Origin of the sequence: Pseudoalteromonas sp. S2755 (assembly GCF_005886535.1) — a bacterium.
GTDB lineage: Bacteria > Pseudomonadota > Gammaproteobacteria > Enterobacterales > Alteromonadaceae > Pseudoalteromonas.
This window is the reverse complement of the sequence record NZ_PNDS01000035.1, coordinates 19,334-36,384: the sequence shown is the minus strand read 5'-3', so window position 1 is coordinate 36,384 and position 17,051 is coordinate 19,334. Positions and strand designations below refer to the sequence as shown.

The 17,051-nt window shown below is 44.8% G+C and carries 14 protein-coding genes; 3 read left to right on the top strand and 11 right to left on the bottom strand.

The features are described from left to right. The first annotated feature begins 1 nt into the window (after position 1). Positions 2-1,186, top strand: a complete 1,185-nt coding sequence (locus CWC03_RS07380; RefSeq protein WP_010605646.1) for a vWA domain-containing protein — start codon at positions 2-4, stop codon at positions 1,184-1,186. Positions 1,187-1,233: 47 nt separating this feature from the next. Here the strand turns inward: CWC03_RS07380 and CWC03_RS07375 are convergent, their stop codons facing one another. After that, positions 1,234-1,887 carry a response regulator transcription factor gene (locus CWC03_RS07375; RefSeq protein WP_095729712.1) on the bottom strand — a complete coding sequence of 218 codons (654 nt, stop codon included), beginning with the start codon at positions 1,885-1,887 and terminating at the stop codon, positions 1,234-1,236. An 86-nt stretch (positions 1,888-1,973) separates the two neighbouring features. After that, the gene (acs, locus tag CWC03_RS07370) at positions 1,974-3,914 is read right to left on the bottom strand and encodes an acetate--CoA ligase (RefSeq protein WP_138581211.1); all 1,941 of its coding nucleotides are present in this window, start codon (positions 3,912-3,914) and stop codon (positions 1,974-1,976) included. Between the two features lie 319 nt (positions 3,915-4,233). Between acs and CWC03_RS07365 the strand changes: the two genes are divergently transcribed. Continuing rightward, a complete protein-coding gene (locus CWC03_RS07365) occupies positions 4,234-5,394 on the top strand; it encodes a DcaP family trimeric outer membrane transporter (protein ID WP_138581210.1) in 1,161 nt (386 codons plus the stop codon). A 489-nt stretch (positions 5,395-5,883) separates the two neighbouring features. Here CWC03_RS07365 and hflC read toward each other — a convergent pair whose 3' ends face one another. From hflC to CWC03_RS07320, 9 genes are all read right to left on the bottom strand, one after another. After that, the gene (hflC, locus tag CWC03_RS07360; protein ID WP_138581209.1) at positions 5,884-6,762 is read right to left on the bottom strand and encodes a protease modulator HflC; all 879 of its coding nucleotides are present in this window, start codon (positions 6,760-6,762) and stop codon (positions 5,884-5,886) included. A 5-nt stretch (positions 6,763-6,767) separates the two neighbouring features. Beyond that, positions 6,768-7,943 carry an FtsH protease activity modulator HflK gene (gene hflK / locus CWC03_RS07355; RefSeq protein WP_138581208.1) on the bottom strand — a complete coding sequence of 392 codons (1,176 nt, stop codon included), beginning with the start codon at positions 7,941-7,943 and terminating at the stop codon, positions 6,768-6,770. Positions 7,944-8,035: 92 nt separating this feature from the next. Beyond that, positions 8,036-9,325, bottom strand: coding sequence for a ribosome rescue GTPase HflX (hflX, locus tag CWC03_RS07350; protein ID WP_010605651.1), 1,290 nt, complete (start codon positions 9,323-9,325; stop codon positions 8,036-8,038). 24 nt (positions 9,326-9,349) lie between these two features. Beyond that, complete coding sequence (gene hfq, locus CWC03_RS07345) at positions 9,350-9,613, bottom strand: RNA chaperone Hfq (RefSeq protein WP_128728666.1); 264 nt, start codon at positions 9,611-9,613, stop codon at positions 9,350-9,352. A 76-nt stretch (positions 9,614-9,689) separates the two neighbouring features. Next, a complete protein-coding gene (gene miaA, locus CWC03_RS07340) occupies positions 9,690-10,580 on the bottom strand; it encodes a tRNA (adenosine(37)-N6)-dimethylallyltransferase MiaA (protein WP_212748146.1) in 891 nt (296 codons plus the stop codon). 106 nt (positions 10,581-10,686) lie between these two features. Then, positions 10,687-12,552: a DNA mismatch repair endonuclease MutL gene (gene mutL, locus CWC03_RS07335; protein ID WP_249313972.1), complete on the bottom strand. Its 1,866-nt coding sequence runs from the start codon at positions 12,550-12,552 to the stop codon at positions 10,687-10,689. A gap of 3 nt (positions 12,553-12,555) precedes the next feature. Next, a complete protein-coding gene (locus CWC03_RS07330) occupies positions 12,556-13,899 on the bottom strand; it encodes an N-acetylmuramoyl-L-alanine amidase (protein ID WP_138581206.1) in 1,344 nt (447 codons plus the stop codon). Next, the gene (gene tsaE, locus CWC03_RS07325) at positions 13,892-14,350 is read right to left on the bottom strand and encodes a tRNA (adenosine(37)-N6)-threonylcarbamoyltransferase complex ATPase subunit type 1 TsaE (RefSeq protein WP_209319077.1); all 459 of its coding nucleotides are present in this window, start codon (positions 14,348-14,350) and stop codon (positions 13,892-13,894) included. The genes CWC03_RS07330 and tsaE overlap by 8 nt, the downstream gene beginning before the upstream one ends. 11 nt (positions 14,351-14,361) lie before the next feature. Further along, a complete protein-coding gene (locus tag CWC03_RS07320) occupies positions 14,362-15,846 on the bottom strand; it encodes an NAD(P)H-hydrate dehydratase (protein ID WP_138581205.1) in 1,485 nt (494 codons plus the stop codon). Between the two features lie 11 nt (positions 15,847-15,857). Between CWC03_RS07320 and queG the strand changes: the two genes are divergently transcribed. Next, positions 15,858-16,991, top strand: coding sequence for a tRNA epoxyqueuosine(34) reductase QueG (queG, locus tag CWC03_RS07315; protein WP_138581204.1), 1,134 nt, complete (start codon positions 15,858-15,860; stop codon positions 16,989-16,991). Positions 16,992-17,051: the final 60 nt, after the last annotated feature.

The following is a 17,051-nucleotide window of genomic DNA, read 5'->3' as shown; positions in this document are numbered from 1 at the left end:
CATGCTCATCGATTTTGTGCTCACCCTTAGGCGTTACGGTATCAAAGCGAGCCTGCGCGAATTACTAGACTGTCTAGAGGCGCTGGATAAAGAAGTTTGCTTTGCCGATCTAGACGGTTTTTACTTTTTGGCAAAAACCATCTTCGTCAAAGATGAAACCTTGTTTGATAAATTCGACCGTGCGTTTGCTGATTATTTTGAGGGGATAGAATCAATAGACCTCTTCTCACAACTTCAACAGCAGCAATTACCAGAGGATTGGTTGCGTAAAGAGTTTGAGAAATCGCTGTCTGAAGAAGAAAAAGCCAAATTGAACGCCATGGGAGGACTCGATAAGCTCCTTGAAACGTTAAAAGCACGCTTGGCAGAACAACAAAAACGTCACGCAGGCGGCAATAAATGGGTTGGTACAGGGGGCACTTCGCCTTTTGGCGCTTACGGCTATAATCCTGAAGGGATCCGTATTGGCCAAGATGGAAACCGCCATCGCAGAGCAGTAAAAGTCTGGGATAAAAGGCAGTACCGTAATCTTGACAGTAATACCGACATCAGCAGCCGTAATATTAAGCTTGCACTCAAGCAGTTGCGTAAATTTGCACGCAGCGGAGCAAGTGATCAGCTCGACCTTAATGAAACCATTCGCGCTACCGCAAGACAAGGCGGCATGTTGGATGTGAAAATGGCTCCTGAGCGACATAACTCAGTGAAGGTATTGATGCTGTTTGATATTGGCGGCTCTATGGATGACCATATCCAGCTTTGTGAACAACTCTTCAGTGCCGCACACAGTGAATTTAAGCACCTTGAGTTTTTTTACTTTCATAATTGTGTGTACGAACATGTTTGGCACGATAATGACCGTCGTGACAGCGAATTGCTTGATACTTATCAGCTAATTAACCGATACGGCTCAGACTATCGACTAATATTTGTTGGTGACGCGACAATGGGCCCCTATGAAATCACCTATCCAGGCGGTAGCGTAGAGCATTGGAATCAAGAAGCAGGAGCCACGTGGCTGAATCGTTTAACCAATCACTTTAGTAAGGTGGCTTGGCTTAACCCTCAGCCGCAAAGCTATTGGTCTTATTACCATTCGATAGAGCTAATAAATCAATTAATGCAAGACCGAATGTATCCGCTAACAATAGAGGGACTAAGTCAGGCGTTTAAAGAGTTAAGCTAAAGCAGTGCTGCTTGCAAGGTAAGCGCCTTGCAAGCAATGATGCGAAGTTAGTCATTCGCTTCGATAGGTTCTAGTTGTAATTTTGAAGCAATCAATACGGCTTGAGTACGGTTATAGACACCTAACTTTCTGAAGATAGCGGTGATATGTGCTTTCACCGTTGCCTCTGAGATATTTAGCTCGTAGGCAATTTGCTTATTCAGCAAGCCTTCGTGTAAATATTGCAGCACTTTATATTGTTGCGGTGTGAGCGAGGCCACTTGCTGAGCAAGCTCTTTGTCTTCCCCTTCAAGTTCAGCCACTTTGTCTTTTATGCCTTCAGGCAACCACGTGTCACCTTCGAGCACTTGCTCTATGGCTTCGGTAATTTGTTCTACTGACGCCGCTTTTGGGATAAAACCCATCGCGCCGTATCCCATCACTTTAGAGATGATAGAAAGATCTTCGCTTCCCGAAACCACAACAACTGGAAGACTTGGATGATCCTCACGGATCCGAATTAGTCCATATAAATCACCATTGCCCGGCATATGTAAATCGAGCAGGAGTAGGTCTAGTTCTTCTTGTTGTTGTAAGACCGAGAGCGTAGTGTCAAAGTTTTCAGATTCGAATACCTCTAGTCCTTCAAACTGCGCTTTTAGAGCCCCCTTAAGCGCCTCTCGAAATAGAGGATGATCATCCGCGATTAAAAACTGATACATGCTATGCTCCTAAAAAATCGGCTGTTATCGTAAAGATAACAGCCGTTATAGTATGTTTATATTAGGTCGCAATTCAAGTTATTCAGTTAACGATTCAATCTATTCTCGATTAATTCATCAACCACACTTGGATCGGCAAGTGTAGAAGTATCTCCTAACTGTTGATACTCATTGGCCGCAATCTTACGCAAAATCCGGCGCATGATTTTGCCAGAACGGGTTTTAGGTAAACCTGGAGACCATTGGATCATGTCAGGGGTTGCAATTGGGCTTAGCTCTTTACGCACCCAATTTCTCACCTCTTTAGTTAACTCGTCTGATACCGCTACTCCTTCATTTGGCGTGATATAGACATAGATCCCTTGGCCTTTAATATCGTGTGGATAGCCCACCACAGCCGCTTCAGCAACCGCTTCGTGAGCGACTAACGCACTTTCAATTTCAGCAGTACCGAGGCGGTGGCCTGAAACGTTAAGTACATCATCCACACGACCGGTGATCCAGTAGTAACCGTCTTCATCACGGCGACAACCATCGCCCGTAAAATAAACGCCCGGATAAGCCGAGAAGTACGTTTGTTCAAAGCGCTCATGGTCGCCATAAACCGTACGAGCTTGTGAAGGCCAGCTATCCAAAATCACCAGATTACCTTCGGTTGCGCCTGTCAGCGTATTGCCTTCCGCATCAAATAGTGCAGGAGCAATACCAAAGAATGGACGGGTGGCAGAACCCGGCTTAAGTGCAGTAGCGCCAGGTAATGGCGTAATCATGATGCCACCCGTTTCGGTTTGCCACCAAGTATCGACAATAGGACAATCACTATTACCAATTTGTTCGTAATACCAAGACCAAGCCTCTGGATTAATTGGCTCACCGACCGAGCCCAAAATACGTAAACTATCGCGCTTAGAACTTGCAGTCGGCTCGTCACCTTTCGCCATCAAAGCACGGATCGCGGTAGGTGCAGTATAAAGGATAGTCACACCATGTTTATCAACAATTTCACCCATACGCCCTGAAGTTGGATAGGTTGGCACGCCTTCGAATACAACTTGAGTACAACCATTCACAAGTGGACCATAGGCAATATAACTGTGACCTGTGATCCAACCCACATCCGCGCTACACCAGTAAATATCATCTTCTTGCAGATCGAATACATACTCATGGGTCATTGATGCATACACTAGGTATCCACCTGTAGTATGAACTACCCCTTTAGGTTGACCGGTAGAGCCCGAGGTATAAAGAATAAAGAGTGGATCTTCCGCATTCATCATTTCAGGTTCACATTCGGCAGGTTTATCAGCAACTAATTCATGCCACCATACGTCATGAGCATTCCATTCAACATCGCCACCTGTTAATTGATGCACAACCACATGCTCGATAGTGGTGACGCCAGCTTGCGCTACCGCCTCATCAACATTTGCCTTAAGCGGCACACAATTACCACCGCGACGACCTTCATCTGAAGTGATCACCACTTTAGCACCAGAATCTTTAATACGATCTGCAATCGCTGAAGGTGAAAAGCCACCAAACACAACGGAATGGATAGCACCAATTCTTGCACAGGCCTGCATGGCATAAATTGCTTGTGGAGTCATCGGCATGTAAATAGCGACGCGATCACCCTTTGAAACTCCTAGGCTCTTAAGGCCATTAGCAAGCTTTGCGACTTCATCATGTAGCTGTTGGTAGGTAATATTTTCTGTTTGTTCTGGGTTATCACCTTCCCAAATCAAGGCGATTTTATCGGCGCGTTTTTCTAGGTGTCTATCGATACAGTTATAAGAGGCATTTAGTACGCCGTCTTCATACCATTTAATATTGATATGGCCTTTGTCGAATGAGGTATTTTTAACTTTACTGTAGGGTTTGAACCAATCTAAACGTTGACCGTGCTCTTTCCAAAATTCTGCGGGGTCATCAATCGACTTTTGATATAGTTCTTGATATTGCTCGTCGTTGATTAATGCTGCGTTCTTGATTTTTTCAGGAACTGGATAAATGCTCTGTGACATAGTCATCTCCATCATATTTAGAGGTCTAGGTCTGCTAGACACGCTTTTCCTAAGGATCACCCAGCCTTGGGTGTTTAAGTATTAGACCTTAGTTGTAGAACACCTGCAAACGTAAAAGTTTCATACAACTTACCGATTGTACCTAGTTTAATACAAACGTTATGATCGCCTTATCCTCCACTCATTTACCGTATGCCACCTTAGTCTAATAGACCAATAGGTAATTGAGTAAAAACCAACCTTAAACAACAGTTAGTGATGATTAAAATGAATATCGGCTGCTGCCAACTTCAAAGCACAGCTATTGAGGAACTGAATTATGACAACGAATAATATTAATAAAAAACTGCTCGCGGTTGCTATCAGTAGTCTCTGCGCTCTCCCTGCCACCGCAGCTGAAATTGGCGATACTAAAGTTAACTATGGTGGTTATATCAAGCTTGATGCCATTTGGAGTGACTTTTCTGACGGCGCGCTGGGTGCGCAAAATATCGGCCGAGATTTTTACGTCCCAGGCACTACGCCTGTCGGGGTTAATTCCGATAGCGATGCTGTATTTGATATGCATGCTCGTCAATCTCGCTTTAATTTAGCCACTGATACTAAGCTGGATGATGGCAGTAGTATCAAAACTAAGATTGAACTGGACTTTATCGCTTCGATCGGTGGCAATGAGCGCGTCAGTAACTCTTACTCGCCACGTGTACGTCAGGCTTTTGTGACCTACAAAGGCTTTTTGTTCGGTCAGGCTTGGTCAAACTTCCAAAATGTTAGTGCATTACCAGAGACTTTAGACTTCGTTGGCCCAGCTGAAGGTACCGTTTTCGTACGCCAAGCCATGGCTAAATACACCACTGGAAACTGGTCTTTCTCTATTGAAAACCCAGAAAGCACGGTTACCACTGCAGATAGTGGCCGTGTCGTCACTGATGACGCTAGCATGCCTGATTTCACTGCACGTTACACACACAATGCTGATTGGGGTCATATTGCGGTAGCGGCACTTGCGCGCCAAATTACCTATAAAGTCGCTGGAGCTGATGAGTCTGAAAGCTCATTTGGGGTTAGTGCGTCTGGTCGTGTTAATTTTGGCAACAATAACTTGAAATTTATGCTGACCCAAGGTCAAGGGCTTGGTCGTTACGTAGGCCTAAACGTTGCTAATGGCGCGGTATACGACGGTAACTCGTTACATGCAATTGACTCGACGTCGGGCTTTATCGCTTATCAACATAGCTGGAATGAACAATTCCGTTCAACATTCTTATACTCTTTCTTTAATGCTGATAACGAAAGCGATTTGCTGGCGGTGACTGGCGATCCGACAAAATCAAGTATGAGTTACAGCGCAAACCTACTTTATTCACCCGTGAAAAAACTTACCTTTGGTGCTGAATATAAGATGGGTACTCGGGAAACAGAAAGTGGCCTCGAAGGTGATTTAGACAGACTGCAACTTTCAGTGAAGTACGTGTTTTAGGGGTTTGTTATTTTAATAGACTACTACCAATTCACTTCCTAACTGCGGCCTATTGGCCGCTTTTTTATTGTTGGTCGCGACATAAAGTCGCTGCTACCGTGTGTTTCTTCGCGACATAAAGGCGCTGCTACAATGTGTTTCTTCGCGACATAAAGGCGCTGCTACCGTGTGTTTCTTCGCAACATAAAATCGCTGCTACGGCGTGTTTCTTCGAAACATAAAACCGCTGCTACGGTGTGTTTATTCGCGACATAAAGTCCACTGCAACGGTAGGCTTTTTCGCGACATAAAGTCGCTGCTACAATGTGTTTTTTCGCGACATAAAATCGCTGCTACGGTGTGTTTTTTCGCGACATAAGGACGTTGCTACAGTGTGTTTTTTTGCGGCATAAAACGTGTGATTTCATCATCTAAAGTTTGTGACTATATCGCGCCAATAAAAAACCCCGCTGGCAGGCGGGGTTTTACTATCATTTTAAAAGCATCATCTTATTGAGCTTTTGCATCCTTCATATAATCAAAGAACTTGCTATCCGGTGATAACACCATAACGTCATTCTTATCTTTAAAGGTATTTTTATATGCTTCAAGCGAACGAACAAACCCGAAAAACTCAGGATCTTTGTTATATGCTTTAGCGTAAATGTTTGCCGCCGTTGCATCACCTTGACCGCGAACCGCACGAGCATTACGCTCAGCATCTGCGAGCATTACGGTAACACGACGGTCAACATTAGCACGGATGGTCTCCGCCTTCTCTTGACCTTCTGAACGGTGCTCTTTCGCCACTGCTTGACGCTCCGCACGCATACGCTGGTAGATTGAGTTACTTACTTCGTTAGGCAAGTTAATTTGCTTAACACGGACATCCAGCACTTCAATACCAAGTTCAGTTGCACTTTCTGACGCTTGAACTAACGCTTCTTCCATTAGCTCGCTACGTTCACCCGATACTATCTCTTTGATAGTACGTGAACCGAAGTTTGTTCTTAGACCGTTATTAACCTTTTGCTTAAGTAGCGTTTCAGCATACTGTTTATCGCCACGTGCACGTAGGTAATAAGCGCTAAAGTCATTCACGCGCCACTTCACGTAAGAATCCACGATCAAGTCTTTCTTCTCGCTCGTTACAAAGCGATCAGGTTGACCATCTAGGGTTTGGATCCGTGCGTCTAATTTACGTACTTGGCTAAAGAAAGGTACTTTCAGATGAAGGCCTGGTTCATACACCAACGCATCGCCATTCTCATCTTTTTGTACCTTGCTAAATAGCAATACAATCGCTCTTTGACCTTCATTTACCACAAAGATACCAGAGAAAGACATGATCACGGCAGTGACTAATAGAAGTAGACTAAAATTCTTCATATCGATTATCTCCCGTTACCAAATCTGTCGCGATTAAATCTATCACCACCTGAATTGACAGAACTATTTTGCTGTTGAGTACCTTCAATCGTTCTACGAAGCTGCTCAATATCGCTCTGATTTGGTAAACGTACTGGTGATGAAGCGTTGTTATGGGATTGCATAATCTTATCAAGTGGTAGATACAGCATATTATTACCACCTTCAACATCAACCAATACCTTTGAGCTACGGCCCAAAATTTGCTCCATTGCATCAATATATAAGCGTTTACGTGTTACTTCTTTCGCAGCTTGGTATTCTGGCAGTAACTTTTCAAAGCGCTCTACTTCACCTCGAGATTCAAGGATTATACGCTCGCGATAAGCTTCTGCTTCTTGCGTCATACGAGTCACTTGACCACGCGCTCGTGGTTCAATTTCTTTCGCATAAGCTTCAGCTTCACGGATAAAGCGCTCTTCATCTTCTTGTGCAGCAATCGCATCATCAAATGCGTCTTTTACTTCTGCTGGCGGACGAGAATCTTTAAAGTTAACGTCAGTAACAATTAAACCAAGGTTATATGGTTCAATAATACTATTTAGCTCTTCCCAAGTGCGCTGACGAACCACTTCACGGCCCGTAGTTAACACTTGGTCCATGCGAGAATGGCCCACAACATAACGCAGAGCACTGTCTAGCGCTTGTTGTAAACTGTGATCAGCATCGGTCACACTGAAACGATAAAGCGTTGGGTCTACAACACGATATTGTACTTCAAACTCAACACTCACGACGTTTTCGTCTTCCGTAAGCATAAAGCCTGAAGCCGATAATGAACGCACCGCTTCAATATCTACAGGAATAACACGTTCGATGAACGTGGCTTTCCAACGCAGACCCGGCTCAGCAATACGGTCAAACTTACCAAATTGCAACACGATGCCGCGTTCAGCCTCTTTTACCGTGTAAATACCACTTAGTGCCCATACGATGGCTGCGATAATAAGTATAAAGACGAAACCAGCACCGCCTAATCCGCCATTACCACCTTTCCCCGGCTTACCGCCGAAAATACCGCCGAATTTATTACCAAATTTACGGAATACTTCATCTAGATCAGGTGGGCCTTGATCCCGCCCCCCGCGGTTTTTCCACGGATCGTTATCATTGCCATTATTACCCGGTTCGTTCCAGGCCATAGCTATACTCCATTGTTATTTAAATGAATTAGGTTAAATCTAACAAAATTCGAGCGACTCTCATATAAAAATACGCTCGAAATTGACGATTTTTAACTACCAACGACCAAATCATTGAGATTTCGCCCGAATTCCTTATTGAGCTTCTCCCATTCGATTTTTGGCATTCTTACCGAAACAAGCCAGTTGCCTTGCTCGTCGTAGCCTTTTTCATCCACGGCATTGAGCTCAAATAGCGCACCTCGTAAACGCCCAAGCGCAGGAGGTACGGCAAGCTCAGCTGTGAAAACGGTTTTTGCCAACAACTCTTTAACGGCGTCGAATAACAACGAAATCCCTTCTCCAGAGTGGGCACTTAACCACACTCTGATCGGTTTTCCTTCATCATCTCTATCTATTCTAGGCGCAACTTCGTCCATTAGATCAATTTTGTTGTAGACTAAAAGTTGAGGAATGTCATTAGCTTCAATTTCCTCTAGAACCAATTGTACCTGTTCTATGTTTTCTTTTCTTCTCGGATCTGCAACATCGATGACATGAAGCTGTAAATCTGCCTCACGAGTCTCTGTTAAAGTCGCCTTAAATGCTGCTACCAAGTCATGAGGTAAATGACGAATAAAACCAACTGTATCTGCTAAGATAACAGGGCCAACATCATCGATTTCTATCTTTCGTAGCGTAGGGTCCAGCGTTGCGAACAGTTGGTCCGCAGCATAAACATCGGCATCCGTAATTTTGTTAAACAGCGTCGATTTACCCGCATTGGTGTAACCTACCAGAGAAACTGTTGGGATCTCATTGCGACTTCGCGCTCGACGCCCTTGCTCACGCACAACGGCTACCTTGTCTAATCGTTTGCGAATACTCTTAATTCGCTCTCTTAGTAACCGTCTATCGGTTTCTAATTGGGTTTCACCCGGACCACGTAAGCCGATCCCCCCTTTTTGCCTTTCTAAGTGCGTCCATCCTCGAATTAAGCGCGTAGAGATATGCCTTAGCTGAGCAAGCTCAACCTGCAATTTACCTTCGTGGGTACGGGCTCTTTGCGCGAAAATATCTAAGATCAGCGTTGTCCTATCTAACACTCGGCACTTACAAACGCGTTCTAAATTGCGCTCTTGTGAGGGACTGAGTTGGTGGTTAAATATGATGACATCTGCGTTGTGGATGTTGACAATCTCGGCAATTTCTTCAGCTTTACCCGTTCCGACAAACAACTTTGCATGTGGTGCTTGACGGCTGCCTTGCACAACCGCCACACTACTAACACCAGCAGAAGAAACTAGCATTTCCAATTCACGTAGATCTTCGCGATCTCCTTCGTGAGGAAATTCTATATGAACCAAGACTGCCTGTTCGCCGGCTTCATAACGGTCAAACAAGCATTAAGCTCCTACTAATAAGAATTAATAATTACCTTCTTCACTTTGGTCGCCCGCTTCACTTCCTGTTGCATTTTGGAAGTTAACCGCACGAGCTGGAACCACAGTGGAGATGGCGTGTTTGTAAACCATTTGGTTTACTGTGTTTTCAAGCAAAATCACAAATTGGTCAAATGACTGGATCTTGCCCTGTAATTTAATGCCATTCACTAAAAAAATTGAGACAGGAATGCGCTCACGACGCAAGACATTCAAAAATGGGTCTTGTAAAGATTGGCCTTTTGCCATTTTCTTATCCTTCGTTTTAGGTGTTATTATGTCAGGTCGTTGATTTAATCAGAACACGCTGATTTAACAACTACTATTAGCTTAGCGAAGTTAGAACACGTTGCAAGTTTTCTTGACTATCGGTGTCAAGCCAAGTCACATCTTGCCACCCCCTCAGCCAAGTTAATTGCCGCTTCGCCAGTTGTCTGGTCGCTGCGACGCCTTTGAAAACCATTTCGTTATAATCGCACTCGCCAGCTAAATACTCCCACATTTGCCGATATCCGACACAGCGAATAGAAGGCAAATCAGGGTGTAAATCTTTACGTTGATATAAGGCCAAAACTTCATTTTTAAAGCCTTCATCCAACATTATTTCAAATCTTTTCTCTATACGTTCATGCAAGACTTTTCGGTCACTTGGTGCAATCGCAAATTGATGAAATTGATACGGCAATGCATCCTGTTTGCTTTGCTGCAATTGAGTCATCGTTTTACCACTAATACGATAAACTTCCAAAGCGCGATTTATGCGCTGCGAGTCGTTTTCGCTGATTTTGGCCGCGGCTTCTGGGTCAATCTCTTTTAACTGTTGATGCATTGCAGGCCAGCCTTTTTGTTCAGCCTCGCGTTCCAATACCGCTCTGATTTCGACATCAGCCTCTGGTAATGGCGACAGACCTTCAATCAAGCCTTTAAAGTACATCATCGTGCCACCCACCAAAATTGGCACCTTGCCACGCTGATGAAAATCATCAATTAGTTTAATAGCATCAGCACGAAACTCAGCAACCGAATAGCTTTGTGCAGGGTCAATAATATCAATTAGGTGATGTGGTGCCAGAGCTTGCTCTTGTGCGCTCGGCTTTGCCGTACCGATATCCATACCTTTGTACACTAACGCCGAGTCTACACTGATGATTTCGGTATTTAACGCTTGGCATAACTCTATGGCCAATGCGGTTTTGCCCGCTGCTGTCGGTCCCATAAGGGTAATGACAGGTAACTTGTTCACATCTAACCTACTAATAAACTGCACTAATCTCCTATTATAGCTGATAGTACATGGTAATTAATACCTACTTAGGCACGAATTACTGCGAACTTAAAAAACTGACCAACTTCTGGGCATCAATTGTAACCGCACTTTTATGAATACGAGCCAAACATGAGGCTTTTGAAAGTAATTTTTCTTTAACTAAATCAAAATGCTGACTATCGAAATAACTACTGGGTGTTGAGACTTCTAGCCACTGTAACCAATCTTGGAGCTTAGCATCTGAGCTTGGTTCCATCATTTGCTTAGAAATTTCACCAACATCTATGCTATAGAGCGACACAGGCAATTTTTTAACTAAAATATGGCCATCAAAAATTTCAATCGCAAACCCTAAAATTGCCAACCAAGTTTCACGCTGCTGTAATGCTTCCAGTGCGGCTTTATCTAACTTGATGCGCACAGGTAACAACAGCGCTTTGCCTTGCAGTGTGCCATCTTGTTCAATTTGCATCTGCCAATATGGCAATAGTCCCTGCCTACAATCACCAAACAACAACTGATTGTCTTGCTCAAGCATAACTTTGCCTTGTGGCAACAACATCCAGCTAGATTTACTGGCGGCTATCGGGACGCTACTTACTTCACTTGGCGGTAATGCACCTTCTTCAATTTGATCGAAGTGCTGCATTTGTTGGTGTGATAGCCCTTGATAGAGCTGGTTTACATTGACCTGCTTTTTGCCACTACCTGTTGCACCGCCATAATTACTTCGACCACTACTTGGGGCTGCTCTTGATGCTTCAGAACGCTCGCCAAAAGCACTTGGAGCCGAATAGGCCTGCGCTTGTGTTTCTGGCTGTAAGGTTGAACGATAACTTTGATGGTAGGTTTCATCTACCTGTTCTTGAGGCGTAAATAATGGCGAGGTGGTATCAGGTGCTTGAGTCTCAGTCTCGATTGTACAAGGTAGATCAATTTGTTCCGTCGCGACCTGCTTTATTGCTTGTACAATAAAATCGTGAACCAAGCGCGCTTGATGAAAACGAACTTCATGTTTCGCAGGATGGACGTTAACGTCAACTTGTCTCGGGTCTAACTCAAGATATATGACAAAACCGGGGAGCTCGTCATGCCCGATTGATTCATCAAATGCTTGACGAATCGCATGCAAGATGAGTTTATCTCGCATCATACGACCATTTACATAGGTATATTGGGTGCCGTTGTTTACTCCCGCAGGTAACACCCAGCCGAATAATCTTAATCCCTCATGCCCTGAGTCAATAAAGCTTGCTTGCTGTAAGAATGCTTTGCCACCAACTTGCGCGACTCGCTCAACCCCTTTTTCAATAGTACGTGGGCGATATTGACGAACCACCTTTTGGTTATGAGTGAGCGTGATAGCAACATCAAAACGGCTCAATGCGATGCGCTTAACCAATTCATCAATATGGCTAAACTCGGTTTTTTCGGTGCGTAAAAACTTCCTGCGCGCAGGCGTGTTGAAAAACAGATCTTTGACTTCAATGGTGGTGCCGTCTGGATGCGCGGTAGGTTGAACCTGCACAGCCATATCTCGCCCTTCAGCGAAAGCTTGCCACGCAGTTTCTTGCGCTTGCGGCTTAGAGCTCAGAGTCAGCCGCGATACTGAACTGATGGATGCCAGCGCCTCACCTCGAAAGCCAAGCGAAGCAATACATTCCAGATCGTCCAAACTTTTCAGTTTACTTGTCGCGTGGCGAGACAACGCCAACATCAGCTCGTCTTTCACAATACCGTGGCCATTATCACGGATCCGAATGAGCTTGTGTCCTCCGCGCTCAATGTCTATTTGAATACGCGTCGCACCAGCATCAATACTGTTTTCCACCAACTCTTTCACGACGGATGCTGGACGCTCCACCACCTCACCGGCAGCGATTTGGTTGGCCAACCGAGCTGGAAGTATTTCTATCGTCATCATTTACGCTTTTGGAATAGTTAAGACTTGCCCAATAAACAAGGTATTGTTTTTCAGATTATTTGCTTTTTTCAGTTCACTGACCGTAATACCATAACGGCTAGCCAGCACACTCAATGACTCGCCACTTTTTACTTTATGCGTTACCGGCTTGTTGGATTGCATACGCGCAAAAAGCGAGTTATCCGGTGGATTCTTCTCATAGTAGCCCTTTATCGAACTAAAAATAGCCCGAGCTAAACGCTCTTGATAGTGCGGAGACATTAATAGTTTTTCTTCTTGAGGGTTTGAAATAAAGCCTGTTTCCACCAGGATCGAAGGTATATCTGGTGATTTTAGTACCCCAAAGTTTGCAGCTTGTGGTCTGCTTTTGTGCATTTTTGCTACTTTTTTCAGCTCCTTGACAACTTCTTCTGCGACCTGAAACCCGGTTTTCATCGAATGTTCCATCGACATATCAAGTAGCGCTTTGGCTAAATACTTTTCGTTGGCCGTATCTTTAATTAAATCAGCAGCCCCTCCTAGTAGTTGTGAGTGTTTTTCTTTGTCCTCTAGCCATTTACCTATTTCAGAATTTGCTCTGCGCAGTGATAACACCCAGACCGACGCACCGCGTGGTTGAGGGCTGGTGAAGGCATCTGCGTGAATAGACACAAAGAAATCTGCTTTTCTTTCGCGCGCTCTTGCAGTTCTCGTATTCAACTTGAGGTAATAATCGCCAGTACGAATAAGCTTTGCGCTCATTCCCGGCTGGCTATCGACTAAGCGTGCTAAACGCTTCGCAATTTGAATGGTTACGAGCTTTTCATAAGTACCTGAAGGTCCAATAGAACCCGGATCTTCACCGCCATGACCGGCATCGATGGCGATGACAATATCTCTATCTTGCGCGAGTGTTTTTCGTGGTGTGGCAGTTTTTATATCATCATAAGCGCTCATCTGCTTACCATACAAATCAACGACTAAGCGGTTTTTATACGGACCGGTTGGTGCTAACGCAAAGATTTTTGGCGTAGCGCTACGACTTAGCTCCACAACAATACGTGCAGAATTGCTGTTTTTCGGTTTGCTGTGGCGCACCTTGTTTACAACGCGATGTTCGTCAGGAACACTCGGAAAGTCTTTTTGTTGCTTGGTGTTTTCAAGATCGATCACCAAGCGCAGTGGATTTTTCAGCACAAAATAGCTGTAATCCGGCTTATCGCTCATATCAAAAACAATACGAGTGCTTTCTGGGGAGGGCCAAACACGCACACTTTCGATGGCGTTTTGGGCGATGCTGTGCATGCTCGTTAAGAGCATGCAGATAAAAATGAAAATATAACTAATAGTCGGCTGATTACGCATAATCTTGTAATTGTTTTAATAGTGCCTCGCCGCGGCTAGACTTGGCCTCAAGTGTGATTTGACGGCCATCACCAGCATACTGCATTGTGACGTCTATATCTGGGTTTGGAATAAAGCCTTCACCTTTTTCAGGCCACTCAACAACACAGATAGCATTACTTGCAAAGTAATCCCGGATCCCCATGTATTCGAGCTCTTCAGGCGAACCTAATCGATATAAATCAAAATGATATATTGAGACATCATCCAGTTCATAAGGTTCAACTAAGGTATAAGTTGGACTTTTTACCTTACCTGAATGACCAAGGCTTTGCACGATCCCGCGAGTGAGCGTGGTTTTACCTGCGCCTAAATCACCGTGTAAAAATAGTACCGCACCTTGACGAATAACATTGGCAATTTTATTACCCATGGCAACTGTTGCTGGCTCATCAGCCAAATCGAATTTCATATGACCTGTCGTCACCCTAAAATACCCCGAATATGTTCGAATAAATCCCCGGCCAACATACCTTTTTCGCCATCATGGGCGGCCTGCTCGGCAGCTAAACCATGAATATACACGGCTAGGTTTGTTGCAGCAAATGCTTCCATCCCTTGGGCAATTAAACCGCCTATGATACCAGATAAAACATCGCCCATCCCAGCACTCGCCATTCCTGCACAGCCTGAACGATTAATATTTATCCGCTCACCTTCAGATATCAAACTGCCCGGCCCTTTTAGTACCGTAATTGCGCCATATTCATGGCTAATTTTTTTAGCCACCGCGAAGCGGTCGTGTTCATTTAGCGGTGTCTCTAAGTGGTTCAATAATCGTCTAGCTTCACCTAGGTGAGGCGTTAACACCCAGTTTGATTTTTGCCTCGGTGCATGCGCTAAACAATTGAGCCCATCAGCATCCACAACCATCGGCAATTCAGTTGCCATCGCACAATTAAAAAGTGATTTTGCCCAAGCGTCTTGACCAAGCCCGGGACCAAGCACTATCACACTGGCTTTTTTCATCAGTGGCGATAACTCATTCGCACTCTCAACACCGTGCACCATTAATTCAAAGCGTCCCTGTAAGACGCTCGCGATATTATCAGGATGAGTAGCGACCGATACAAGGCCCGCCCCTGCTCGCAAAGCGGCTTCTGCTGCCAATCGAATTGCCCCAGCCATGCCACGATTACCACCAATAAGTAACACATGACCATGTGCATTTTTATAGCTATCTAGTGCTCGCAGTGGCCTTGCTGCCATTAATGTTTCATGATTTAAATAATTAGAAGTTGGCGTTACTAGAGTTCTGAATGCTTCACCAACATCCAAGTCGGCTAACAATAACGTTCCCACAAAACGCTTCGCTGAGCCGCTAAGTAAGCCCTGTTTTAACGCGATAAAGGTGATGGTTTCGGTAGCTAAAAATGCACTAGATGAAACTTCTCCTGTTGTGGCATTTATACCGCTCGGTACATCAAGTGCCAACCTAATAACCGGCAGTTTATTTATGCTGTCAAAACAACGGCAAACATGCTCAGGCAACTCACCTCTAAAACCAGTGCCGAACACGCTATCAACCACAACCGTAAACTGACTTAACTCTACTTCGTTCAACGAGAAAGCCAATGCGCCTTGATATTGAGAAAATGCCTGCTGCGCGTCGCCCGTTAAGCTGTCGGGTGCAAATAACGCAAACACGGTGACGGAAAACCCTGCCTGTTGACATAATTGAGCGACGACAAAACCGTCTCCCGCGTTATTGCCTTTGCCGGTGATAATTAAGATATGGCTGGATTTAGACTGGCTGTTTTCAATAAAGCGAAATGCAGCGGCCCCAGCTCGTTGCATTAAGGTACTTAGATCAGTGCCTGATAACTTAGCGGCTTTTGCTTCATATTGCTGCACTTGTTGGGCTGAATAAGCAAATTGTGGTAAATTGTCCGTGTATTCATTAGCCATAATTTCTTCCCGTGACGACCGATAATATCAATTATAGTGAACTTGCAACACAAATTAAGCAATGGGGCCAAGAACTTGGCTTTGCAGAAGTCGGTATAACCGACATTGATTTACGCGAGCATGAAGCGCAACTTCAGCGCTGGTTAGACGCAGGCTATCATGGTGAGATGGCGTATATGGCGGCGCATGGAATGAAACGTGCTCGCCCCGCTGAATTGGTTCCTGGCACTCAGCGTATTATTTCGGTAAAAATGAACTACCTGCCACCAGATGCCAGCTTTGCCAGAGCGCTTGGTAATAAAACCACCGCCTACATCTCTCGTTATGCATTAGGCCGAGACTATCATAAAGTGATGCGCAACAGGCTCAAGCAGCTTGGACAAAAAATTGAGCAAGAAGTCGGGGCGTTAGGGTTTCGCCCTTTTGTTGACTCTGCCCCAGTGCTGGAGCGACAAATTGCAGAAAAAGCAGGACTTGGCTGGCGTGGAAAGAATAGTTTAGTGATCAATAAGCAGGCAGGTTCTTGGTTTTTCTTGGGTGAGCTGTTTGTTGATATTCCTCTTCCTATTGATGAACCAAACCAAGAAGAAGGTTGCGGCCGTTGTACCGCCTGCCTAACTTTATGCCCCACAGGCGCTATAGTCGAACCTTATGTCGTCGATGCAAGACGTTGTATTTCGTATCTCACCATAGAGCTTCAGGGTGCTATTCCAGAGGAGTTTAGGGCAAAAATGGGCAACCGGATATACGGTTGTGATGATTGCCAGTTAGTTTGCCCATGGAATCGCTATGGTCAAATAACGGAAGAAGCCGACTTTTTGCCGCGAACTCACCTGAAAGATCAGCAATTATTGAGCTTATTTGCTTGGGATGAAGCAACATTTTTGAAAAACACCGAAGGTAGCCCCATTCGGCGAATTGGACATGAGCGTTGGCTACGAAACTTAGCCGTTGGTCTTGGCAATGCGCAATACGATAAAGCAATCGTTATAGCACTTGAAGAAAAGCGGCAAAACGCCACTCCCCTTGTTATCGAACATATCGACTGGGCGCTGGAGCAACAAAGACAAAAGTCAGACCAACATGAGCGCAAAAAAGCAAGGCTGATCCGCATTATTGAAAAGGGTTTACCACGAGACGCTTAGCAGGATTGTCGCGATAAAAAGTCGTGCTAAAGCACGACCTACAGCAAAATAGGTTGAGAG

Bases quoted from the DNA above. Each gene is read 5' to 3' on its own strand.
- hfq (WP_128728666.1), bottom strand. From the start codon at position 9,613: ATGGCAAAAGGCCAATCTTTACAAGACCCATTTTTGAATGTCTTGCGT.
- hflC (WP_138581209.1), bottom strand. From the start codon at position 6,762: ATGAAGAATTTTAGTCTACTTCTATTAGTCACTGCCGTGATCATGTCT.
- tsaE (WP_209319077.1), bottom strand. From the start codon at position 14,350: ATGAAATTCGATTTGGCTGATGAGCCAGCAACAGTTGCCATGGGTAAT.
- mutL (WP_249313972.1), bottom strand. From the start codon at position 12,552: ATGACGATAGAAATACTTCCAGCTCGGTTGGCCAACCAAATCGCTGCC.
- miaA (WP_212748146.1), bottom strand. From the start codon at position 10,580: ATGGGACCGACAGCAGCGGGCAAAACCGCATTGGCCATAGAGTTATGC.
- hflK (WP_138581208.1), bottom strand. From the start codon at position 7,943: ATGGCCTGGAACGAACCGGGTAATAATGGCAATGATAACGATCCGTGG.
- acs (WP_138581211.1), bottom strand. From the start codon at position 3,914: ATGTCACAGAGCATTTATCCAGTTCCTGAAAAAATCAAGAACGCAGCA.
- CWC03_RS07320 (WP_138581205.1), bottom strand. From the start codon at position 15,846: ATGGCTAATGAATACACGGACAATTTACCACAATTTGCTTATTCAGCC.
- CWC03_RS07380 (WP_010605646.1), top strand. From the start codon at position 2: ATGCTCATCGATTTTGTGCTCACCCTTAGGCGTTACGGTATCAAAGCG.
- CWC03_RS07375 (WP_095729712.1), bottom strand. From the start codon at position 1,887: ATGTATCAGTTTTTAATCGCGGATGATCATCCTCTATTTCGAGAGGCG.
- CWC03_RS07365 (WP_138581210.1), top strand. From the start codon at position 4,234: ATGACAACGAATAATATTAATAAAAAACTGCTCGCGGTTGCTATCAGT.
- CWC03_RS07330 (WP_138581206.1), bottom strand. From the start codon at position 13,899: ATGCGTAATCAGCCGACTATTAGTTATATTTTCATTTTTATCTGCATG.